Genomic DNA, 22,543 nt, shown 5'->3' with positions numbered 1-22,543 from the left:
GCCGGCCTGTTCGCGGGACACGGCGGCACCGTCGGCGTGGCCTGCGAACCGGGCACCGGCAGCGCCTTCCCCGAGGGCAAGCGGGTGGCAGGCGACGTGGTGGAGCCGGCCGTCATCAGCGTGGTGCCGGGCTGCCCGAACTCCCGTGCCACGAGCGGGCTTCGGGTGACCGGGCTGGTACCGGGACGCTGAGCACCGCACCCGAGGCGGCCGTCGGGCGAGGCAGCCCATGCCCGGCGGTGGTGACGAGGAGGCGGGACTGCGAGGGGTGCAGGCAGACGGAGGAGGGCTGCGGGGCGGGCACGGCCAGAGTCTGGAGCAGGTGCCCGTCGGGGTGGTACCGGCGGACCGCGCCACCGCCCCACACGGCGACCCACAGGCAGTCCTCGTCGTCGACGGTCATTCCGTCGGGGCTGCCCTCGTCGCTGCGGAAGCGGGCGAAGGTCTCCCGGCCGGTGAGGTCGCCCGTGGCCGGGTCGACGCGCCAGCGGTGGACGGTGCCGGCGGCGCTGTCCGCGAGGTAGAGGACCGTGCCGTCGGCGTTGAACGCCGGCCCGTTCACGATGGTGAGACCGTCGAGGACGCGTTCCACTGTGCCGTCGGGATCCGCGCGGTACAGCGAGCCCGCGCCGGGAGTGCCGTCGTAGGGCATGCTGCCGGCCCAGAAGCGGCCCGCGGGGTCCGCGACGCCGTCGTTCATCCGGCTGGGCACGAGGGTGCGGTCCTCGGGACGGTCCAGCCAGTCCAGCGTGCCGTCGGCGGTGAGCAGGGCGATGCCGGTGCCCGCGGCGGCGATCCAGGTGTCCGGCCGGCCGTGCACCGGTGCGACGGCGCCGAGCGGCACATCCAGCTGGGCCAGTTGGCGCGGGGCCGGGTCGGGTCCGTCGTGCAGTTCGAAGAGCCGGCCGCTGAGGATGTCGACGTACACGAAACGGCCGTCGACCCAGCGCCCCCCTTCGGCGAGCTCGTAGCCGCCGTGGACCACGGTCGTCGTCGACTGCTGTGCGGCGGATGTCATCGTCTCTCTCCTTGTCAGCGGATCGTTGTGCCGTCCGGTGCGTCGAGCAGGCCGAGTTCGTCCTGCGTCGGCAGTCCCTCCCAGTCGCCCCGGGTGCTGACGGCGAAGGCCGCGGTGGTGACGGCTCGGTGCAGGCGTGCCGGGATGTCGGCGCCGTGGAGGAGTGCGGACAGGTATCCGGCCACGAAGGCGTCGCCCGCGCCGACCAGATCGACCGCGTCGACCTGTCGCGCCGAGCGGTCGGTCGCGCCGTCGGCGGTATAGGTGGTCGCCCCGCGTGCACCACGCTTGACGACGACCTCGCTGACACCTGCGGCCAGGAGGCTCTTCACGCCCTCGGGCTCGCCTGCGTCGGGCCGTCCCAGCGTCAGCGGCAGCTCGTCCTCGGAGGCGATGAGCAGGTCGGTGCGGTCCAGCAACGGCCGGAGCACCGTGCGCGCCCGGTCAGCGGTCCACAGCCGGGAGCGGTAGTTGACGTCGAGGCATACGGTGATGCCGGCGTCGCGAGCGGTCGTGGCCACTGCCAGAGCCGCCTCGGCCGCCGACGCGCTGAGCGCGGGCGTGATGCCGGTCAGATGCAGGACGCGGGGCCCCGACGCGAGGGCGGGCAGCACGTCTGCCGCTGACACGCCGGAACCCGCGGAACCGGCGCGGTAGTAGCTGACGCGGGTCAGGGTGCCCAACCGGGGTTCGGTCAGCAGCAGTCCTGTGGGGCGTCCGGTGTCGTCGGTGACCGCGTACGCGGTGTCGACGCCCTCGGCGCGCAGCGTGCGCAGCACCAGTGCGCCGAGTTCGTCCGCACCGACCCGCCCGGCCCAGCGCACGCGGTGTCCGAGCCGGGCGAGGCCGATGGCGACGTTGGATTCGGCTCCCGCTATGGACAGGCCGAGGTTTCCGCCGAGCCGTAGCGTGCTGTGGGCCCGTAGTGCCGCCATCGTCTCGCCGAAGGTGACCACGTCGGGCGCGGCCTGGTGGCCCGGTGTCGTCACGGCGTCTCCCCTGCGGCCACCTTGCGGAACACGGCCGCGCGGGCGCGGAGTTGGTCCAGGTCGCCGCCGTCGGCCGCGTCGCCGACGAGTGGTGAGCCGACGCCGACGGCGAGGGCGCCGCGGTCCAGGTAGTCGCGGGCGGCCTGGGCGTCCACTCCGCCGACGGGCACGAAGGGCACGTCGGGGAAGGGGTCGCGCAGGGCCCGCAGATAGCCGGGTCCGCCGAGGGAGCCGGGGAAGAGTTTGACGGCGTCGGCGCCCCGGGCGAGGGCGACTTCGATCTCGCTGGGGGTCAGGGCTCCCATCAGCACGGGTACGCCGTAGGGCGCCAGCCCGTCGACCAGTGCCGGGGTGACGAGGTACGACGCTCCGGCGTCGACGGCGCGGGCGGCGTCCGCGGCCGACCGGACGGTTCCGGCACCGAGCAGCGCCTCGGGGCCGAGTTCGGCGCGCGCCTGCCGGATCACTGTCAGGGCGTCGGCGGTGGTCAGCGACACCTCGATGGCGGCGATGCCTTCCTCGGCCAGCGTGAGCACGGCGCGCAGTGCGGCGGTGGTGTCCTTGCCGCGTACGATCGCCAGCAGGCGGTGAACTCCGAGCGATTCCACCAGGTTCATGGGATGGGGCTCTCCTTGAGCGGGTTCTTCTGTGGGCGGTCGGTGGGTCACCATTCGGTGAACGATCCGTCGGCGCCGCGCCATACGGGGTTGCGCCAGCGGTGTCCGCTCTCGGCGGCGCGGCGTACCGCCTTCTCGTCGATGTCGACGCCCAGCCCGGGGCGGGAGCCGACGGCGGCGTAGCCACCGTCGAAGCGGAAGGGTTCCGGGTCCATCACGTAGTCCAGCAGGTCGCACTGCTGGTTGTAGTGGATGCCCATGCTCTGTTCCTGGATGAGGAAGTTGGGCACCGCGAAGGCGATCTGCAGGCTGGCGGCGAGGGCGATCGGGCCGAGGGGGCAGTGCGGGGCCATGGTGACGTCGTGCGCCTCGGCCATGGCCGCGATGCGGCGGACCTCGGAGATACCGCCGGCGTGCGACAGGTCGGGCTGGGCGACGGCGATGCCGCTGGTGAGTACCTCGCGGAAGTCCCAGCGGGAGTAGAGGCGTTCGCCGGTCGCCAGCGGCACGCTGGTGGACTCCACGAGGCCGCGCAGGTGGCCCGAGTGTTCCGGCAGGACGGGTTCTTCGACGAACAGCGGGTGCAGCGGTTCGAGCAGGGGCAGCAGGCGGCGGGACATGGCGGTGGAGACCCGGCCGTGGAAGTCGACGGCGATGTCCCGCTCGTCGCCGAGCACGTCGCGCACGGCCGCGACGCGCTCGACGACCTCGGCGGTGCGTGCCGGGGTGTCGATCGCGGCGAGTTCGGCGGAGGCGTTCATCTTCACGGCGGTGAAGCCGGCCTTCACCTGTTCCCTGGCCAGCTCGGCCACCTCGCTCGGGCGGTCTCCGCCGATCCAGGCGTACATCCGCACGCGGTCCCGTACCGGGCCGCCGAGGAGACGGTGCACCGGGACGCCGTAGGTCTTGCCGGCGATGTCCCACAGCGCCTGGTCGATGCCCGCGACGGCGCTGGAGAGGATCGGACCGCCACGGTAGAAGCCGCCCTTGGTGAGCACCTGCCAGTGGTCCTCGATGCGCAGCGGGTCCCGGCCGACGAGGTGGTCGGCCAGTTCGTGGACCGCCGCGCGTACCGTCTCCGCACGGCCCTCGACCACCGGCTCGCCCCACCCGGTGACACCCTCGTCGGTGGCGATGCGCAGGAACAGCCAGCGCGGCGCCACCAGGAACGTCTCAAGTTCGGTGATTTTCAAAGGAGTCACTCCTGCCGGTGCTCGGCGGCGTCTTCGTCGTGTTCGTCAGGGGGCTGCACGGCCGCCAGGTCCTGGGAGGCCTGCGTGAGCAGCGACTCGACGGCGGACACGGCGGCGTCGGGATCGCCTGCCTCGATCGCTCGCAGCAGTTCCCGGTGCACCGGTACGGAGTCGGAGAAGTGCTGCGCGCCGTGCACGATCCGGTCACGGATGCGCAGACCGGCCTCGATGACGACCTCCATCCGGCTCAGCAGTTCGTTGTGCGCGGCCTCCAGCAGAGCGCGGTGGAAGGCCAGGTCCGCCTCGACCATCGCGTCCGCGTCCGCTCCGGCCGCCGCCATGGCGTCGAGCGCCAGCCGGATCGCGGCCAGGTCGGCATCGGTACGGCGGGCCGCGGCGAGCCGGGCGCCGGCGGGCTCGACTATGGCGCGGACCTCGGCGAGGTCGTCCAGGAAGCGGTCGGTCGGAGCGCTGCTGCCCTGCCAGCGCAGCAGGTCGCTGTCGAGCAGGTTCCAGTCGGCGCGGGGCCGGATCGTCGTGCCGCGTTTCTGACGGGATTCGATCAGTCCCTTGGACGCCAGCACCCGCAGTGCCTCGCGCACCACGGTCTTGCTGACGCCGAGGTCCTCTTCGAGCTTGTCCGGGTGCAGTACGGAGCCCGGCGGGTAGTCGCCGCGGATGATGCGCCGGCCCATCTCTTCCACGGCCTGGCCGTGCAGCCCCCTACCGGGATGTGTCACCACGTTCTCCGTCTCAGCTCAGGCCCGGTGCGCGGGCCTCGCGTACCACTCTTGGCCTCATGATCATCGCTCACGAGGACTCCTTCATGACGCTCCATCCTCCATCGACCACGAGGCTCGCGCCGGTCACATAGGAGGCGTCGGGGGATGCCAGGAAGGCGACCGCGGCGGCGACCTCCTCCGGCCGCCCGAACCGCTTGGCCGCCGTGGCCGCCGCACTGCGCTCCCGGTCGGACTCGGGGATCGAGTCCCAGGCGGCGGTGAGGATGGGGCCGGGCAGCACCGTGTTGACGCGGATGTCCGGACCGTACTCGACGGCCAGTTGGCGTCCCAGCGAGCACAGCGCGCCTTTGGCCGCGGCGTACGCGGCATGGCCGGGCAGACCGATGACCGCGTGCACCGAGGAGGTGAGGACGACGGACCCGGACACCTCGCGCAGCATGCCGGCGAAGGTCTTCATCCCCCGCCAGGCCGGTTTGAGCAGCACGGCCATCTGACCGTCCCACTCGGCCTCGCTCAGTTCGTGGGCGGGCTTGGTGAGCTGGGCGAAGGCGTTGCTGTGCAGCACGTCCAGCCGCCCGTGAACCTGCTCGACGTGGCGGGCCAGGTTCTCCCAGTCGGAGGGGGAGGTGACGTCGCACCGTACGTACTCCGCCCGTTCCCCGCTCTCGACGATGCCCGTCGCGAGCTCCTTGCCGGCCGCGTCGTCCACGTCCGTGATCACGACCGTCGCGCCCTCGGCCGCGAGCCTGCGGGCCGTGGCCGCACCGATCCCGTGTGCGGCTCCGGTGATCACCGCTACGCGCCCCGTCAGCCTGCTGCATTCCGTCATCGCAGCCCTCTCCTTCCGTTCTGAGCCCACCCTAGCTGTTTCAATTAATAATGGAAATATCTTGACGGGCGCGCTACGGCGCTTCGAAACTGACCGGCATGCGACAACAGCCAGATGCGGTAGCAATCGACAGTCGGCGGCGCCTGCGCCCGGACGGGATCGCCTTCGGCGGCGACTACAACCCCGAGCAGTGGCCCGAGGAGGTGTGGGCCGAGGACGTCACGCTGATGAAGGAGGCCGGCGTCTCCATGGTGACGGCCGGCATCTTCTCGTGGGCCAAGGTCGAACCGAGGCCGGGCGAGTACGACTTCACCTGGTTCGACCGGGTCATGGACAACCTCGCCGGGGCGGGTGTGGCCGTGTGCCTGGCCACCATGACGGCGTCCCCGCCGCCGTGGCTGTCCCGGCTGCACCCCGAGATCCTGCCCGAGACAGCGGACGGCCGCCGCATGTGGCCGGGCGGGCGGCAGCACTACTGCCCCTCCAGCGCCGTATACCGCGGCCACGCCACGCGCCTGGTCGAGCGGCTGGCCACCCGGTACGCCGACCACCCCGCGCTGGAGATGTGGCACATCGGCAACGAGTACGGCTGCCACACGCCGATGTGCTGGTGCGACGAGTCGGCGGCCGACTTCCGGCGCTGGCTGTCCGACCGGTACGGCACCGTCGAGGCGCTCAACGACGGCTGGTCGACGGCATTCTGGTCACAGCGGTACGACAGCTTCGACGAGGTGCTGCCGCCACGGCTCGCGCCCACCTTCCCCAACCCCGCACAGCAGCTGGACTTCGCCCGGTTCTCCGACGACGCACTGCTGCGGTGCTACATGGCGGAGAAGGAGGTGCTGCGGCGAATCACCCCGGACGTCCCCGTCACGACGAACTTCATCGGCGTGCACAAGCCCGTCGACGCCTTCCGCTGGGCCGCCGAGGAGGACGTCGTCTCGGTCGACGTCTACCAGGACCCGCACGACGGGGACACGCACATCGCGGCGGGTTTCATCTTCGACGTCAGCCGCTCCGCCCGCGCCGGTCAGCCGTGGATGCTGATGGAGCAGGCTCCCAGTGCGGTGAACTGGCGTGACCGCAACGGCCCGAAGCCGCCGGGACGGATGCGCCTGTGGAGCTGGCAGGCGGTCGCCCAGGGCGCGGACGCGGTGCTGTACTTCCAGTGGCGCCAGTCCCAGGGCGGGGCCGAGAAATACCACTCGGCGATGCTCCCGCACGGCGGCACCGACACCCGCACCTTCCGTGAAGTGCGCGAGCTCGGGCGCGAGTTGGCCTCGGTGCCGCGGGTCGCCGGCACCCGCTCCCGCGCCGAGGTCGCCCTGGTGCTGGACTGGAACAGCTGGTGGGCTCTGGAGCTCGACTCGCATCCGTCCACCGCGCTGGACCAGATGGAGATCGCGCTCGCCCACTACCGGCCGCTGTTCGAAGCCGGCATCGCCTGCGACGTCGTACCCCCCGACCGCGACCTGTCCGGCTACCGCCTCGTCGTCGTGCCGGGCCTGTATCTGCTGAAGGAACAGGACGCCGAACGCCTCACCGAGTTCGTACGCGGAGGCGGCCACCTGCTCGTGTCGTTCTTCTCGGGCATCGTCGACGACTGCGACCGGGTGCACCTGGGCGGATACCCCGCTCCGCTGCGCGAGGTACTGGGCCTGCACGTCGAGGAGTTCTGGCCGCTGGCGGAGAAGGAGACGGTCGACGTCGCCCACCGCGACGGCGCCGTCAGCCGCGCCGACCTGTGGTCGGAGGTCGTGGTACCCGAAGGGGCCGAGGCGGTGGCCGACTTCGGCTCCGGGCCGCTGGCCGGACAGCCGGCCGTCACCCGCCACTCCTTCGGCGAGGGCACCGCGTGGTACGTCGCGACGCGCCTCGCGCCCGAGGCCATGCGGGCCCTGACGGACGACGTGTGCCGTGCCGCGAACGTCGGCCCCGTACTGGCCGGGCTTCCGGAGCACGTGCAGGCGACCGTCCGTGAGGGCGAGAGCGGACGGTTCATCTTCCTGCTGAACCACGGCCAGGAACCAGTCGAGGTCACGCTGCCCGAGCCGATGACCGACGCGCTGGCCCCGAGGACGGCTGCCACCGACCGCATCACGCTGCCGGCCGCCGGAGTGGCCGTACTGACCAAGCCGTGAGCAGGCGCTGAGCCGCACTGGGCCGCGCTGAGCCGCCTCTGAGCCGTGCCGAGCCGCACTGGCCGCACTGAGCCGCGCTGAACAGACCGTAGAACAAAGGGACACACACGGACACGCCAACACCCTCGCGGAGAGCCGTTCTCCGGTGGGGCACGGGGGCGGCAGCGGCGCTCACCGCCGCCCCCGCCCTGACCGCCTGCGGCCAGACCATCGGAGCCGCCCGCACCACCAGACAGGAACCCACGCGCCGCGGCCAGAAGGTCAAGCTGGTCTTCTGGACGTGGGTGCCGATGCAGAAGACCGTCGACCTGTGGAACCGAACCCATCCCGACATCCAGGTCGAGATGCAGGCGATCCCCGCCAACGTCCAGGGCGGCTACCAGAAGATGCACTCCTCGCTGGCCGCCGGAGACCCCCCGGACCTGGCGCAGGTCGAATATCACGAGCTTCCCGGCTTCATGCTGGTCAACGGCCTGACGGACCTGAGCGCGTACGGTGCCGACAAGCTGCGCGACAGCTACGTGCCGTGGCAGTGGAAGCAGGGCGTCTTCGACGGCCGGGTCTACACCATCCCTCAGGCGTCCGGCCCGATGGGACTCTTCTACCGCCAGGACCTCTTCGCGAAGTGGGGCATCGAACCCCCCACCACATGGGCCGAGTTCGAGAAGGCGGCCCGCGTGGTCAAGGCCCGCGGCGACGGCGCCCGGTTCTGCGCCTTCGCACCCAACCAGCCCAGCTGGTTCGCCGCGATGTGCTGGCAGCGCGGCGCACGGTGGGTGCGCACCGAGGGCGACACCTGGGTCGTCGACATGAACGACGACCTCTCCCGCGAGGTCGCGGACTACTGGGCGAGGATGGTCCGCGACGACCTCGTCTTCGTCGAACCCGACATGTCCAGCGCCTGGTACCGGCATGTCCAGACCGGAGCCGTCTCCGCCTGGGTAGGGCCGCAGTGGGGCGATGCCCTGCTCCGTGGCAACGCGCCGGGCACCAAGGGAATGTGGCGGGTCGCCCAGCTGCCGCAGTGGAAGGCAGGAGAGAACGCCTCCGCCAACTGGGGCGGGTCGTCCACCGCCATCCTCCAGGGCAGCCGCCACCCGCGTGAGGCTCTGCGGTTCGCGCACTGGATCAACACCGACCGCCGGGCCGTCGACCTGAACATCGGCGTCGGCTACGGCTGGCCCGCCGCCGCCGGCATCTTCCGCGGATCGGCACTCGACAAGCCCGACCCGTTCTTCGGCGGTCAGCGCTACAACGACGTGTTCGCCGCCTCCGACCGGGCCATCGACACCTCCTGGAAGTGGTCTCCGACGACGGACGCCGACTTCGCCCAGCTCCAGGACGCCTTCGGCGCCGCCATCGCCGGGGACGGCACGCTCGCGTCGACGCTGTCCGGGGCCCAGAAACACACCGTGGACAACCTGCTGGCCAAGGGCCTGAAGGCGAGGAGCGCTCGATGAGCACCGCGATCAGCCGGAGGAAGACGTCCGCGCCGGGCGGCCGGCGCTCCGCTCGCCCCGACCGCTCCGCCTGGGGCTTCCTCCTCCCCTTCGTCGCCCTCTTCCTGTTCACCTTCGCCCTCCCGCTCGGCTACGCGGTCTACGAGAGCCTGCTCAAGCCGGTCCGGTCCGGACCACTGGGCCTGGGCCCGGCCACCGTCGGCTTCGCCGGACTGGACAACTACACCCTCGCCCTGCAGCAGTCGGCCTTCCTGGAGGGCTTCGCACGGGTGCTGTTGTTCGGCCTCGTGCAGATCCCGGTGATGCTGCTGCTGTCCACCGCGCTGGCACTGGCACTCGACACGGTCTCGAACCGCTGGGCGGGCGTCCTGCGGGCCGCCTATTTCCTGCCGTACGGCGTTCCCGGCGTCATCGCCTCCATCCTGTGGGGCTTTCTGTACGTACCGGGCGTGAGCCCCCTCGTCGACCTGCTCGGCAGGATCGGTCTCGCTCCCGACTTCCTCGGCTACGACAGCGTGCTGTGGTCCATCGCCAACATCGTGATCTGGGAGTTCGCCGGCTACAACATGCTGGTGATCGTCGCCCAGCTCAAGGCGATCCCGCAGGAGCTCTACGAGGCCGCGCGCATCGACGGGGCCGGGGCGTGGCAGACGGCGGTCCGGATCAAGCTCCCGCTGGCCCGGCCCGCCCTCGTGCTCACCGGCGTCTTCTCCATCATCGGCACCCTGCAGCTGTTCGCCGAACCGCTGGTCATCAAGCCGCTGACCTCGACGGTCAGCAGTTCGTACACCCCGAACCTGAGCGCCTACACCGAGGCCTTCGCCAACAACAACATCTACCTCGCCGCAGCCGAGTCGGTGATCCTCGCCCTGGTCGCGAGCGTGCTGTCCTTCGGCTTCCTCAGCCTGGTGAACCGCAAGGAAAGAAGGGATGCACGGTGAGCGTGTCCACACCCCCCGTCAAGAAGCCGGCGGCCGCCTCCGCCGACGCCCCACGCTCCACCGGACAACGCCGCCACGGCGGGCCGTACCGTGGCCTGAAGCCCTCGCGGATCCTGCTGGCCGCACTGCTGACCGTCGCTGCGCTCTACTTCCTGCTGCCCGTCTACTGGCTGGTGGTGGCCTCCACCAAGAGCAGTCCCGACCTCTTCGGGACCTTCGGACTGTGGTTCTCCGACCCGCGGTGGCTGCACAACCTGTCGCAGGTCTTCTCCTACGGCGACGGCATCTTCTGGAGCTGGACGTGGAACAGCCTCCTGTACGCGGGGGTGGGCGGCGCGCTGGCCACCCTGCTCGCGGGTGCCGCCGGGTACGCCCTCGCCGTCTACCGGTTCCGCGGGCGGGAGACGGTCTTCAAGGTGGTGCTCGCCGGCGTCCTGCTCCCCAGCACCGCGCTCGCCCTGCCGATGTACCTGCTGTTCAGCAAGGTCGGCCTGGCCAACACATACTGGGCGGTGCTGATCCCCAGTCTGGTCAGCCCGTTCGGTGTCTATCTGTGCCGGATCTACGCGGAGGCGGCGGTGCCGGCCGAGATGCTGGAGGCGGCCCGCGTCGACGGCGCCGGCGAATGGCGGATCTTCGGCACCCTCGTGCTGCGCACGATGACGCCCGCGCTGGTGACCGTGTTCCTGTTCCAGTTCGTCGGCATCTGGAACAACTACTTCCTGCCGCTGGTCATGCTCTCCGACGACCGCAAGTACCCCATCACGCTGGGCCTGACCACCTGGCAGTCGGCGGCCGACCGCAATCCGGAGCTCTATCAGCTCACGGTGGGGGGAGCGTTTGTCTCGATCCTTCCGCTGGCCGCCGCGATGCTCGTCCTGCAGCGCTACTGGCGCTCCGGACTGACTCAGGGCAGCGTCAAGGGCTGACAGGTACGAGGGCTGGGTGTGACCGATCCGTCGGTGGCCCGCACCACGGGCCACCGACGGATCATGTGGGCTACGTCATTCAGACACCCCGCGGACCGGCCGCCTTCCGGAACGCCTCGTAGACGAGCTTGGGCCGCTCATCGGCGAAGGTGAGCAGGCCCATGACGGAGATGCCGTTGTGGTCCTGGTTGTACCCGGCCCGTTGCTTGTAGTCCTTGAGCACCCAGTACGTGAAGCCGGCGACGAACTCGCTGCGCTCGGCCACCTGGGTCCAGTGGGCGGTGAAGCTGTCCGCCTGCCATTCCTCCGTGCCCTGGGTGGTGTTCGAGCCGTGATTGCCGGCCTCGGACCAGGTGCCGTTCTCCGTGATCAGGATCGGCTTGTCGGGGTACTTGGCGTGCACGGCGTCCAGCGTGGGGCCGAGGTCGGCGTCCTTGCCGTAGAAGTAGCCGAAGTACTCGTTGAACCCGATCACGTCGGCGATGTCGAAGGCGGGGTCGTTGCTGGTGTTGGAGGCCCAGGTCACGGGGCGGGCGGTGAGGTCGACCGACTTCACGGCCGCCTTGAGATCGGCGAGCCAGGCGCGGTACACGGGGGCGCCGTCGGCGTCGATCTCCGACTCGTTCTGCAGGCCCCAGAGGATCACTGACGGGTGGTTGTGCTGGTTCCACGCCATCGTCAGGGCCAGGGCCCGGGCCAGACCGTAGTGCTCGGTCTGCAGCCTTTCCTGGCGGGTGTTGAGCCACATGGTGTCGATGTCGTCCATCACCAGCACACCGTGCTCGTCCGCCCAGTCGTAGACGTACGGGTGGCGGTTGTAGACGCAGTTGCGGACGAAGTCGGCGCCCAGGGCGGTGATGTGACCCAGTTCCCTGTCGTACTCGGCCGGCGTCATCGCCCTGCCGTGCGCGGCCGTCTCCTCGTGCCAGTTGAGGCCCTTGAGGAACAGCGGCCTGCCGTTCAACCGCAGGTGCGCGCCCGCCACGGACAGGTCACGCATTCCGTAGACCGCGGACAGGGTGTCCACGCGCGGGCCGCCGGGTTTCGAGGCGGTCAGCGTGGCGCGGGCGGTGAGCGTGTGCGGTGAGCCCGGAGCCCACCGCGACGCGCGGGGCACGGCGACCGACACGGGCACCACACCGACCGATCCCGCCGCGATCCGCGCCGGGACGACCGTCGTCCGGCCGCCGCTCCCCCGGCCGGGATCCAGCGTGAGGTAGCCGTGGAAGTCGGTGGTGCCGTGGTTCTCCACGACCGCCCGTGTCTCCAGCTTCCCTCGCACCCCGGCCGTGAGCAGCTTCGCGATGGTGACCCGCGGAACCGCCTCGATCCAGGCGGACCGGGTCAGACCCGCGTAGGGCCAGTGGTCGACCGGCTTGTAGGGGATCTCGTAGTCGTCGGTGACCGGCTGCGAGGTCGGGTCGGTGTAGTCGGCACAGCTGGCCCGGCGGAAGACTCGCACCGCGATCGTCTGCCGCGTTCCCGGCCGGAGCGCCCCCGCCGCCAAAAGCGCGAAGGGGGAGTTGGCTCCTTCGTGCTTGCCGAGGTGGGTGCCGTCGAGCCAGACCTCGGCGCTGTAGCCGGCGGCGAGGAAGGCCAGTCGCACGTGGCGGGCACGCCATGACGCGGGAACGTCGACGGTGGTGCGGTACCAGGCGTAACCGTCGGCGAATGCCGTGCCCGTGCCGAAGGTGGCGGTCTCCGTGGCGAATCCGGGGGTGTTCAGCAAGTCCCAGGCCGCCGGGACGTCGATGCCGTCCCAGGCGCGGTCGTCGAGGTGCGGGGACTGCCAGCCCTCGCCGAGTCCGCGGCCCTGGGGGTCGAAGCGGAACTGCCACCGTTTGTCCAGGGACAGGTACTCGCGGGTCGGCTCATGGGTGCGCCAGCCGTCGAAGCTGGGGAGCACGGCGCCGTACTGGAAGACGACGTTGGTGCCGCCGACGCCGCGCACGTGGGTTGCGGACGGCTCGGTGTCCGGATGGGTGTCGAGAGCGGGGCCGTCCGACGTGGTGGTGGCCGCACCGGCTGCGGCTGATGCCTCGTCCGGCCATGCCGGGAGGGCGACGAATCCGGCGGTGGCGCCGAGTGCGGCGACCACAGTGCGCCGTGACGGGCGGCCGGCGGCCGCGGGTGCTTGTTCTGACGGGTGGGCGTGATCGGTCATGACGTGCTTGCTCCCTCGGCTCACCGACCGTGCGGTGCCTGGGCGTTCGCACGGTGGCTGGTGACATGCGTGTGTCCGTTCGCCGCAAGAGCCTGGGACAGTCCCCGAGACACTGTCAAGGAATATTCATTATTAATGAATTGATGTAGCGTGGAGCCGCCGAGCCGGCCGCAGCAGCTCGGCCGACTCCAGGACACTCACCGCTACAAGCGACGGGCGACTCCATGACCGCATACGGACAGGACACTTCGGGCGAGACCAACGGTCGGCTCGCCATCACTCTGTGGGACTTCAGCTGGTACACGCAGGCCGGGCCCGGGGAACCGTTCGCCGACCTCGACCGCGCCTTCGCGGAGGCAGTGGACCGCGGCTTCAACACCGTACGGATCTGCGCCATGCCCTTCCTGCTGTTCTCCGGCCGCGTCCCCGACCCGGAATCCCTCCGCATCCGCGGCCTGGGCAAGCAGTTCGGACAGCGCACCCGCTGGTACAACGTGCCCGGCGGCCACGCGGTGGACGGCCGCCGGCGCCTGGTCGAGCTGTTCGAGGCGGCCGCCCGGCACGACTGCCGGGTGATCGTCTCCTCGTGGGAGTACCAGCAGTCCCCCTGCTTCGCCGAAACCGACACCTGGCACCGCGCCCTGGCCGAGATCCCCGGGCCCGAACGCGCCGAGGTGATGGCCGAAGCGCTCAGCGGGCTCCTGGACTTCCTCACCGATCGCGGACTGGCCGGCCCGGTCGCCTACGTCGAGGTGCACAACGAGGTCGACAACTGCAACCTGGTTCCGAGCGACGGCGGCTCCCACTACTCCCGGCTGCGCGGCCCCCTCGGACGCGCCGTGGAGCTGCTGCGGGCGCGCCACCCCGGCATCCCGGTCACGTACTCACTGGGAGAGCCCTGGCCGCTCGAACTCGACGAGCTGCCGGAACAGTCGCAGATCGCCCACTTCCACTTCTACGTCTACGGCGTCCTCGGCGCGCTGTACCAGGCCGTCGGACTCGGCCACGGCACCGAGCAGGCGCCGGCCACCGCCACCTGGCCCACCCCCGAACTGGCCGGCATGCTGCGCCCGGACGCCCCCGCGTTCGCCGACTACCAGCCGGACGAGCCCTGGCGGCTGGCGGCCACCGGGATCCCGCGCGAGCTGTTCTACGCGCACGACTGGGTCGATCCCGACCGCTGGGACCTGTGGCTGTACGAGAACTACCTTCCGCACCGCGAGGCCATGCGGCAGACCCTGGCCCTGTGGGTCGACTCCGTCGCCGGATTCGCCCGCCGCCGTGGAATCCCGGCCGTCCTCGGCGAGGGCGTCGTGGGCTACACCCCTCTGCTGACCCGTTTCGAGGAGGACGCCGTCGGCAAGGACATCGCGGAGTTCGTCGTCGACCGATGCCTCGACGCGGGGTTCAAGGGTGTTGTCCTGACCTCGAACGCGGCACCTCACCACCCCATGTGGAACACCGACCGGGACTGGATGCGCCGCGTCAACGCGCGTATCACGGCCGGCTGAACACGGACCACACTGTGCGGCTGTCGCAGACCGCCGGTCACGAAGAACACCGTTGCCCCTCGCTCACGTGACCGCGACCGGCCGCCTCGGCCGGGGCGGCCTGTGGATCGGACCGGTGATCAGGGTCAGAGGCCGGCCCGTGCCCTGGTTGGTCTGGGCGATGATCTCCGCGGTGATCGACAGTGCCGTCTCCTCCGGTGTGCGGGCGCCGAGGTCGAGGCCGATCGGGGAGCGCAGGCGGGCCAACTGGGCGTCCGTGACGCCCTCTTGACGCAGGAGGCGCAGGCGTTCGTCGTGGGTGCGGCGGGAGCCCATGGCCCCCACGTACCCGACGGGCAGGCCGAGCGCCACGCGCAGCAGGGGGATGTCGAACTTGGCGTCGTGGGTGAGGACGCAGACCGCGGTGCGCTCGTCCACGCTCGCGCGCTCCAGGTAGCGGTGGGGCCATTCGACCACCACCTCGTCCGCGTAGGGGAAGCGCGCGGTCGTGGCGAAGACGGGGCGGGCGTCGCAGACGGTGACCCGGTAGCCGAGGAAGCGGCCGGCCTGGCTGAGGGCCGCGGCGAAGTCCACCGCGCCGAAGACCAGCAGGCGCGGCCGGGACGCATGCACGTGGAAGAGAACGGACAGCCGTTCCCGGCATCCGTCTCCCTCCCCACCGATGTCGACGCGGGCCGTGCGGCCGGCCCGCAGCAGGGCCCTGGCCCGGTCGGCCACCGCCCGGTCCACCGGACCGCCGTCCACGCCCCCGTGGGCGACGTGATCATCACCGAGGACGCTCAGGGTAGGTCCGAGGAGGTTGTCGGGGCCGTCCAGGACCTGGGCCACGGCAGCCGGTCGCCCTCGGACGATCTCGGCAAGGGCCGTGGAAAGGTGCGGCTGGGTTGCGGGATCAATGCGCTGGACGTAGACATCGAGTTCGCCGCCGCAGGTCAGGCCGACCGCGAAGGCGTCGTCGTCGGAGTAGCCGAACCAGGCGCGCTGCGGGGCGCCCCGGTCGTGGAGCACCTGTCGGCACAGTTCGTACACCGCGCCCTCGACGCAGCCTCCGGAGAGGCTGCCGACCGCGTTGCCGTCCTCGTCCACCGCCACCGACGTACCGACGGGCAGGGGTGCGCTGCCGTGCACGTCGACAACGGTGGCCAGGGCGAAGGGACGTGCCTCACGGCACCACCTGTGAAGTGTGTCCGCGATGTTGAGCATGGGCCTTCCTCCGTGGTGCGCCGAGGTTCCGTGGTGCGCCGTGGCGAGGGTGGGGCGGGCCGCCGCCGCGCCGCCGGGGGAGCGCATGCGCGGCGACGGCCCTGGGAGGTCCGGCAGTCACGGGGCGGCCTGCCGGACCGGTCGACGGGCCCGTCCCTGAAGGGACGGCCAGGGTCAGAGCAACGCCTCGGCGGTGATGGGCAGTTCGCGGATGCGGCGGCCGGTGGCGTTGAAGACCGCGTTGGCGATGGCGGGCGCCACGCCGATCATCACCAGCTCTCCGAGGCCCTTGACGCCCAGCGGGTCGGCCTCGCGGTCCTCGCCGTCCAGGTAGATCGCCTTGAGGTCGGGGATGTCGGCGTTGACGGGGACGAGGTAGTCGGCGAGGTTGGCGTTGACGATCCGGCCGTCGCGGTGGTCGGTGACCGTGTGCTCCAGCAGGGCCGTGCCGATGCCGCCGACCATGCCGCCGAGTGCCTGACTGTCGGCCAGCTTGGGGCTGATGATGCGGCCCGCGTCATACACACCGAGCATCCGCCGCACCCGCACCAGCCCGAGGTCGGCATCGACGGCCACCTCGGCGAAGGTGGCGTTGTAGCCGTAGAAGGAGTGCCGCTCGGGCCCCGAGGGCGGTGCGAAGGAGCCGTCCGCTTCGAGGTGGGTGCGGTCGTTGCGGGACAGCAGCCGCTGGTACGTCTCCCCGCGGGCCGGATCGCTCTTCCTGTGCAGTCGGCCATTGCGTACGACGACATCGTCGGCCGGCACGCCGTACAGCGGTGACTCACGGTCCTGGACGGCCAGGTGGATCGCCTGACGGCGGACCTGGTTGCAGGCGTCCAGCACGGCGGAGCCGACGCTGGCCATGGTCATCGAGCCGCCGTGCGGCGGGGTCGGCGGGAACAGGGAGTCGCCGAGCCGGGAGGTGATCGTGCCCATGCTCAGTCCGAGTGCGTCGGCGGCGACCTGTGTCTGCGAGGTGTAGGTGCCGGGCCCCATGTCGGTGGCGGCGGCATCCACCACGGCGGTGCCGTCGGCGTCGAGGCGGGCCCGGGCCTGGGCCGGCATGCGCGCGGTGTCGTAGACGCCGGCCGCCATGCCCCTGCCGATCAGCCAGTCCCCCTCACGCGTCGAGCGGGGCTCGGGGTCCCGCCGGTCCCAGCCGAACTCCCGGGCACCGACCGCGTAGCACTCGCGCAGCCGGCGGGTGGAGAACGGCAGGTTGGTCGCCTCGTCCTCGTTCGGTTCGTTGCGCCGGCGCAGCTCGATCGGGTCGATGCCGATCTTGTGGGCGAGCTCGTCCATGGCCGACTCGATGACGAAGGAGGCCGTTTGGAAACCGGGGCCGCGCATGTACAGCGGCGTGGGAAGATCGAGCGGCACGGTCCGATAGGCCTGGCTCACGTCGGGCGTGCTGTAGAGCATCTGCCCGGCGGCCAGGATGGACTCGGTGAACTTCTCGTAGGAGGAGGTCTCGGCTTCCAACTCGTGGACCGCGGCGGTCAGTCGGCCGCGCCGGTCGCTGCCCAGCCGCAGGCGGTACGCGTAGGACGGCCGGAAGCCGGTCCCGAGGTACATCTGTTTGCGGCTCAGCACGAGCTTGACCGGACGTTTCGTCTCGCGAGCGGCCAGCGCGGCGACGGCCACGTGCGGCCAGCAGCGCAGTGCCGTACCGAAACCGCCGCCGACGAACGGCGAGATGACACGCACCGCGTCCGTCTCCAGGCCGAAGACCGCGGCGAGTTCGGTCTGCGTGCCCACCACCCACTGGGTCTTGTCCCAGACGGTGAGCTTGTCGCCGTTCCAGCGGGCGATGGTGGCGTGCGGCTCCATCGGGTTGTGGTGGTTGCGCGCCGTGCGGTAGGTCAGATCCAACCGCACCGCCGCGGAACCGAGGGCGGCCTCGGCGTCGCCGCGCGCGTAGTTCGTCGGCTCGTCCGCATCGGCCTCGTGCAGGTCGGTCGAGGGCTGTTCGGCCTCGTAGCCGACCTTCACCAGGCTCGCGCCGTGCTGTGCGGCCTCCAGGGTGGTGGCGATCACGACGGCGACCGGCTGGCCGTGGAAGAGCACCCGGTCGTCCTGGAAGACGCGGAGGCGTCGGCCGGGCGGGTTGTTCGACCCGGAGTTGTCGCGGTACGGCAGTTTCGGCGCGTTGCCGTGATGGATCACCCGCAGCACGCCCGGGTGGGCTTCGGCCGCACCGGTGTCGATGGAGGTGATACGGCCACGGCCGATGCTCGCGTTGACGATGACGGCGTGCGCCGCCCCGTCGGAGGTGGGGGTCCCCCCGCGCGAGGCTGTTCGAGCCTGGGGGTGCTCGGCGGCGTACAACGCTTTGCCCGTGACCTTCAGCCGTCCGTCCACCCGGGACAGCGGCGCGCCGACGGCTGCCTGCGGCTGGGGGCTCACTTGGTACCTCCTACGATGCGCAGCTGGCGTTCCACGGTCCGCTGGAGCAGTTCGGCCTTGAACCGGTTGTGCCGAAGGGGACGGGCGCCGTCCGCCGCCTTCGCGGCCGCCTCCGCCCACAGGGACTCCGAGGGACGTTCACCGATGAGGTGCTGCTCGACGGCGGGCAGCTTCCACGGCACGGTGCCCACTCCCCCGGCGGCGACCTTGGCCTCGCGGACCACCCCGCCGCGTACGTGCAGCGCGACGGCCGCCGACGTCAGGGCGAACTCGTAGGACTGCCGGTCACGCACCTTCAGATAGCCGGACTTCAGTGGCCGCGGGAGGGCCGGGATCTCCACCGCCGTGATCAACTCTCCTCGCTTCAGCGCCTGTTCACGATCCGGTGACTTACCCGGCCGCAACAGGAAGTCGGCGAAGGGCAGGGTGCGCTCCCCGTCCGGGCCCAGCAGGCGCACCGTCGCCTCCAGCGCGGCGAACGCCACGGCGACGTCGGAGGGGTGGGTGGCCACACAGGCGTCGGAGGCGCCGAGAATCGCGTGAGTGCGGTTGAAGCCCTCCAGCGCGGCGCAGCCGGAGCCGGGCTCACGCTTGTTGCAGGCGGCGGTCACGTCACGGAAGTAGGTGCACCGGGTGCGCTGCATGATGTTGCCGCCGATGGTCGCCATGTTCCGCAACTGGGCCGAGGCACTCAGCTCCAGCGCCTGGGAGACGACCGGGTACAGCGTGCGCACCTTGGGATGGGCGGCCGCCTCGGACATGCTCACCAACGCACCGATCCGCAAGCCCCCGCGCTCGGTGACGCTGACCCCTCGCAACGGCAGGCCGGAGATGTCGACCAGCGACTCGGGACGCTCGACCGTCTCGCGCATCAGGTCGACCAGCGTGGTGCCCCCGGCGATGTAACGCCCGCCGCGGCGACCGGCGTCGAGGGCTTCACGGGTGCCCGAGACGCGGGTGTAGGAGAAGGGATGCATACGGGCCGCTCCCTTACTTCCGGCCCGCGGTGTGCTCCACCGCGCGCACGATCTTGACGTAACAGCCGCAGCGGCAGATGTTGCCGCTCATCCACTCCCTGATCTCCTCCGGCGAACCGGTGTGACCCTCCTGGACACAGCCGACACCGGACATGATCTGTCCGGGAGTGCAGTAGCCGCACTGGAAGGCGTCCTGGTCGATGAACGCCTGCTGCAGAGGGTGGAGTTCGTCACCGTCGGCGAGACCCTCGATGGTGGTGACCTCGGCGCCCTCCAGCCGTACCGCGAGCGTCAGGCAGGCGTTGCGCCGCTGCCCGTCGACGAGCACCGTGCACGCGCCGCAGGCACCGGCGTCGCAGCCCTTCTTCGAGCCGGTCAGGTCGAGATGCTCGCGCAGCAGGTCCAGCAGCGAGGTGCGGTTGTCGACCGTCACGGCTTGGCGGGTGCCGTTGACGGTCAAGGTGACACGGCTGGAAGGCGGTTCCTCAGCGGCCGTCGCTTCCTGCGCATCAGCGAGGAACGAACCTCCGATCACGCCGCCCGCGACGACGGCACCGCTGACGGCGGTGCCGGCGGCGATGAAGGTGCGCCGGGTGGGGGCCGGGGAGGACTCGCTGGATCCGGTGGGGGGCGGGACAGCAGATTCAGGGAGTTCAGTAGACATACGTACGCCTTCACATCACAGACGGGTCAGTCGTACAACAACAGCGGGAGGAGAGGCGGGATCTTCACCACCGCGTGGATCCTGCCGACCGTGTGCCTTGGCGGTGGCGGCTGCTCCCGGGGGGAGTCTCGCATCACCGGCATCGCTCGTGGCAGGGAGACTTTCCTCCCCCTTTACGCTCCCTCAGGAACGACTCACCGACAGGATCGGGGGCACTCGCGCGCGCGGCTGAGCCGGACGGAGCCGCGCCGCCTCCCGGGTGCGGGTTGCGTCATCCGGTCATGGCCCGATGAAGACTTTCTCTCGGGCGGGCACGGTGACCAGCTCGGCACCGGTTGGCCCGCCGCTGGATGCGCCGGGCCACGCCGGCACCGAACTGTCGGCCCTGCCTTCTAGGACAATTCGCGCTTGAGGATCTTCCCGGTGGAGGTCATGGGCAGGGCGTCGACGAACTCGACGATGCGCGGGTACTTGTAGCCGGCGAATTGTTCCTTTCCCCAAGCTGTCAGCTCGGCCTCGGTCGTACTGTCACCGGCCTTCTTGACGACGACGGCCTTGATCTCCTCCCCGTGACTGAGGTGCGGAACTCCGATGACGGCGACCAGGGAGACGGCGGGGTGCTCCATGAGCACCTCCTCGAGCTCACGGGGGTAGACGTTGAACCCACCGCGAATGATCATGTCCTTGGACCGGTCGACGACGAAGTAGAAGCCGTCCGCGTCCTTGCGAGCCAGATCTCCGGTGCGGAACCATCCTTGGCTGATGGCCTCCGAGGTGGCCTCGGGGCGCATGTAATAGCCCTTCATGATGTTGTAGCCCTTGATCGCGATCTCCCCGACCGCGCCGGGGTCGTCCTCCACATCCGACCAGTCATCGTTGATGAGCTTCATCCCGACGCCGGCGATGGGCCGGCCGATCGATCCGACCCGGGGCTCCTCGCCGTACGTGGCGAATGACGCGATGGCCGCCGTCTCCGAGAGCCCGTAGCCCTCGAGGATCGTGACACCGAAGCGTTTCTTGAACTCTTGGTGGATCTTCGCGGGAAGCGCGGAACCACCGGACACGGCGATGCGCAGGCTGGCGGCCAGTCGGGCGACGTCGACGCTGTCGTCGAGTGCCTCGAGCAGGCCCCAGTACATGGTCGGTACGCCGCCGAAGAACGTCACGTCATGGTCGAGCATGAGCTCCAGCGCCTGGCGGGCGGAGAACCTCGGTTGCAGGACGAGTGTGCCGCCGAGCCCGATGGCGCCGTTCTGGATGACCATTTGGCCGAAGGCGTGGAAGAGCGGAAGAACGCACAGGTAGACGTCGGGTGTCGCGGGGTCCGACGCGAAGAGCTGGACACCGGCTCGGGCGATGTCGTACACGTTCCGGTGTCTGAGTTCTGCACCTTTGGGCTGCCCGGTGGTGCCGGAGGTGTAGAGGATGACCGCGGTGTCGTCGTCGGCGCTCTCGACCGTCTCGAACGTCTCTGGCTGCCCGGCGACAGCGGTAGCGTAGATCTGGTCCGGGGTGACGCCGTCCACGGATGCGCCGCTGCCGATGAAGAAGAACTGTGTGGCCCGATCGGCGGCCTGAAAGCCCGACCATGCCTCGCGCCCGATCGGGAGCTGCGAACTGCCCTCGACGGCGAAGTACGCCGTCGCGTCGGAGTCGTTGAGGTGGTAGGCGATCTCACGCGCCTTGAGCAGCACGTTCAACGGCACGACGACCGCGCCGGCCTTGAGGATCCCGAAGTAGATCGTCGGAAACTGCGGGATGTTCGTGCAGGACAGGGCGACCTTCTCGCCGGGGCGGACGCCGCGCTCGATCAGCAGGTTCGCCACCCGGTTCGACGCCGCGTCGAGTTCCGCGTAGGAGATCCGATCGCCACCGAAGACGATCGCCGTGCGCGCCGGGTGTCGCGACGCGGTGCGGGTCAGCAGACCGGAAACGTTCCGGGTCGAATTCATCATCCATGGCTCCTGGTCCGTGCGTGGTCGGGGCCCCGTGGTGTTCCTGACATCAGGTGGTCAGGAAGTCCTCGCCTTCACGCGCGTCAAGGCGTCCGAGAATGCTCTGGACCGTGCGATCCCGCGTCAGGTCGGAGTCCAGGGCGGGTGCGACGATGCCGCGGACTCTCGAGATCACTGTCCATCTGCGCGGACGGAACACCCGCACATCCCGGCGACACAGGCCCTCCACGATGGCTTGCGCCGCTTGCTCGGGACTGATGCGCTTGCGCAGGAACCTCGGTTGGGTGTCGAGCAGCGCCTGGGCCGCAGGATCCTCGTCGACGCTCTGCCGGATCATGTCTGTGTTGATCATCGCGAAGTACGCGGTCGTGACGCTGACGCCATGAGCGGCGAGCTCGACCCGCAGTCCACGGCCCAGCTGCTCGACCGATGCCTTGCTCATCGCGTACGGGATCGTGCCGGCGCCGTTGACGAACGCGAACACCGACGAGATCAGTACGAGCCGGCCACGGTTGTCGATGAGGCCCGGAAGGGCAGCACGGACCGTGTTGAGCACACCCCCGACGTTCACATCGAAGAGCCGGTCGACCACCTTGGCCGATGACGCCCGGAGGGTCACGCCCCGCGCGACCACGCCTGCGTTCGCGATCACGATGTCCAGGCGGCCGGCGTCCCTGACGACGGTCGCGACCGCTCGGGTCATGTCGCCTAGGCCGTTTCGTTCGGATCATCTGATCGTTGGTCCGGGAGTGCCGTTGACTGACGCGCAGTGGGCGCGGATCGAGCCTTTACTCCCGGACCGG

18 protein-coding genes are annotated in these 22,543 nt (G+C 70.4%); 5 read left to right on the top strand and 13 right to left on the bottom strand.

The genetic code is table 11. The features are described from left to right. Window positions 1-115 precede the first annotated feature (115 nt). The 6 genes from ACIBK3_RS39025 to ACIBK3_RS39000 form a co-directional block, all read right to left on the bottom strand. Window positions 116-1,018 (bottom strand): SMP-30/gluconolactonase/LRE family protein, encoded by a 903-nt coding sequence (locus ACIBK3_RS39025; RefSeq protein ID WP_399372683.1) that lies wholly within the window; start codon window positions 1,016-1,018, stop codon window positions 116-118. Between the two features lie 14 nt (window positions 1,019-1,032). Then, window positions 1,033-1,953: a sugar kinase gene (locus tag ACIBK3_RS39020; protein ID WP_399372888.1), complete on the bottom strand. Its 921-nt coding sequence runs from the start codon at window positions 1,951-1,953 to the stop codon at window positions 1,033-1,035. Window positions 1,954-2,003: 50 nt separating this feature from the next. Next, window positions 2,004-2,624: a bifunctional 4-hydroxy-2-oxoglutarate aldolase/2-dehydro-3-deoxy-phosphogluconate aldolase gene (locus ACIBK3_RS39015; protein ID WP_399372682.1), complete on the bottom strand. Its 621-nt coding sequence runs from the start codon at window positions 2,622-2,624 to the stop codon at window positions 2,004-2,006. 47 nt (window positions 2,625-2,671) lie between these two features. Further along, entirely contained in the window at window positions 2,672-3,817 is a 1,146-nt protein-coding gene (gene dgoD / locus ACIBK3_RS39010; protein WP_399372681.1) for a galactonate dehydratase, read from the bottom strand. Between the two features lie 5 nt (window positions 3,818-3,822). Continuing rightward, window positions 3,823-4,560: a FadR/GntR family transcriptional regulator gene (locus ACIBK3_RS39005; RefSeq protein ID WP_399372680.1), complete on the bottom strand. Its 738-nt coding sequence runs from the start codon at window positions 4,558-4,560 to the stop codon at window positions 3,823-3,825. 67 nt (window positions 4,561-4,627) lie between these two features. Further along, window positions 4,628-5,389 carry an SDR family NAD(P)-dependent oxidoreductase gene (locus tag ACIBK3_RS39000; protein WP_399372679.1) on the bottom strand — a complete coding sequence of 254 codons (762 nt, stop codon included), beginning with the start codon at window positions 5,387-5,389 and terminating at the stop codon, window positions 4,628-4,630. Between the two features lie 98 nt (window positions 5,390-5,487). Here ACIBK3_RS39000 and ACIBK3_RS38995 point away from each other — a divergent pair, with 98 nt between their 5' ends. The 4 genes from ACIBK3_RS38995 (at window position 5,488) to ACIBK3_RS38980 (ending at window position 10,860) form a co-directional block, all read left to right on the top strand. Beyond that, a complete protein-coding gene (locus ACIBK3_RS38995; protein ID WP_399372678.1) occupies window positions 5,488-7,530 on the top strand; it encodes a beta-galactosidase in 2,043 nt (680 codons plus the stop codon). A gap of 290 nt (window positions 7,531-7,820) precedes the next feature. Continuing rightward, window positions 7,821-8,990 (top strand): ABC transporter substrate-binding protein, encoded by a 1,170-nt coding sequence (locus ACIBK3_RS38990; RefSeq protein ID WP_399372676.1) that lies wholly within the window; start codon window positions 7,821-7,823, stop codon window positions 8,988-8,990. Next, entirely contained in the window at window positions 8,987-9,931 is a 945-nt protein-coding gene (locus tag ACIBK3_RS38985; RefSeq protein WP_399372675.1) for a carbohydrate ABC transporter permease, read from the top strand. The genes ACIBK3_RS38990 and ACIBK3_RS38985 overlap by 4 nt, the downstream gene beginning before the upstream one ends. A 95-nt stretch (window positions 9,932-10,026) precedes the next feature. Next, entirely contained in the window at window positions 10,027-10,860 is an 834-nt protein-coding gene (locus tag ACIBK3_RS38980) for a carbohydrate ABC transporter permease (RefSeq protein WP_399372886.1), read from the top strand. 79 nt (window positions 10,861-10,939) lie between these two features. On the opposite strand, the gene ACIBK3_RS38975 is transcribed toward ACIBK3_RS38980, so the two are convergent. Further along, window positions 10,940-13,024 (bottom strand): glycoside hydrolase family 2 protein, encoded by a 2,085-nt coding sequence (locus ACIBK3_RS38975; protein ID WP_399372673.1) that lies wholly within the window; start codon window positions 13,022-13,024, stop codon window positions 10,940-10,942. Between the two features lie 224 nt (window positions 13,025-13,248). Here ACIBK3_RS38975 and ACIBK3_RS38970 point away from each other — a divergent pair, with 224 nt between their 5' ends. Next, window positions 13,249-14,535: a cellulase-like family protein gene (locus ACIBK3_RS38970; protein WP_399372671.1), complete on the top strand. Its 1,287-nt coding sequence runs from the start codon at window positions 13,249-13,251 to the stop codon at window positions 14,533-14,535. Between the two features lie 63 nt (window positions 14,536-14,598). Here the strand turns inward: ACIBK3_RS38970 and ACIBK3_RS38965 are convergent, their stop codons facing one another. The 6 genes from ACIBK3_RS38965 to ACIBK3_RS38940 all read right to left on the bottom strand — a co-directional run bounded on the left by ACIBK3_RS38965 (window position 14,599) and on the right by ACIBK3_RS38940 (window position 22,443). Continuing rightward, window positions 14,599-15,738 (bottom strand): XdhC family protein, encoded by a 1,140-nt coding sequence (locus ACIBK3_RS38965; protein WP_399372669.1) that lies wholly within the window; start codon window positions 15,736-15,738, stop codon window positions 14,599-14,601. A gap of 174 nt (window positions 15,739-15,912) precedes the next feature. Beyond that, complete coding sequence (locus ACIBK3_RS38960; RefSeq protein WP_399372668.1) at window positions 15,913-18,144, bottom strand: xanthine dehydrogenase family protein molybdopterin-binding subunit; 2,232 nt, start codon at window positions 18,142-18,144, stop codon at window positions 15,913-15,915. Further along, complete coding sequence (locus ACIBK3_RS38955; protein ID WP_399372667.1) at window positions 18,141-19,121, bottom strand: FAD binding domain-containing protein; 981 nt, start codon at window positions 19,119-19,121, stop codon at window positions 18,141-18,143. The genes ACIBK3_RS38960 and ACIBK3_RS38955 overlap by 4 nt, the downstream gene beginning before the upstream one ends. Before the next feature lie 13 nt (window positions 19,122-19,134). Beyond that, window positions 19,135-19,785, bottom strand: coding sequence for a 2Fe-2S iron-sulfur cluster-binding protein (locus ACIBK3_RS38950; protein WP_399372666.1), 651 nt, complete (start codon window positions 19,783-19,785; stop codon window positions 19,135-19,137). Window positions 19,786-20,177: 392 nt separating this feature from the next. Next, on the bottom strand, window positions 20,178-21,740 hold the full coding sequence (locus ACIBK3_RS38945; protein WP_399372664.1) for a long-chain fatty acid--CoA ligase: 1,563 nt from the start codon (window positions 21,738-21,740) through the stop codon (window positions 20,178-20,180). 49 nt (window positions 21,741-21,789) lie between these two features. After that, window positions 21,790-22,443 (bottom strand): SDR family NAD(P)-dependent oxidoreductase, encoded by a 654-nt coding sequence (locus ACIBK3_RS38940; RefSeq protein ID WP_399372663.1) that lies wholly within the window; start codon window positions 22,441-22,443, stop codon window positions 21,790-21,792. Window positions 22,444-22,543 lie beyond the last annotated feature (100 nt).

This window comes from Streptomyces sp. NPDC050287 (assembly GCF_044459385.1).
GTDB lineage: Bacteria > Actinomycetota > Actinomycetes > Streptomycetales > Streptomycetaceae > Streptomyces.
Note: the sequence above shows the minus strand (reverse complement) of the source record. Positions and strands in the feature narration are given on the sequence as shown.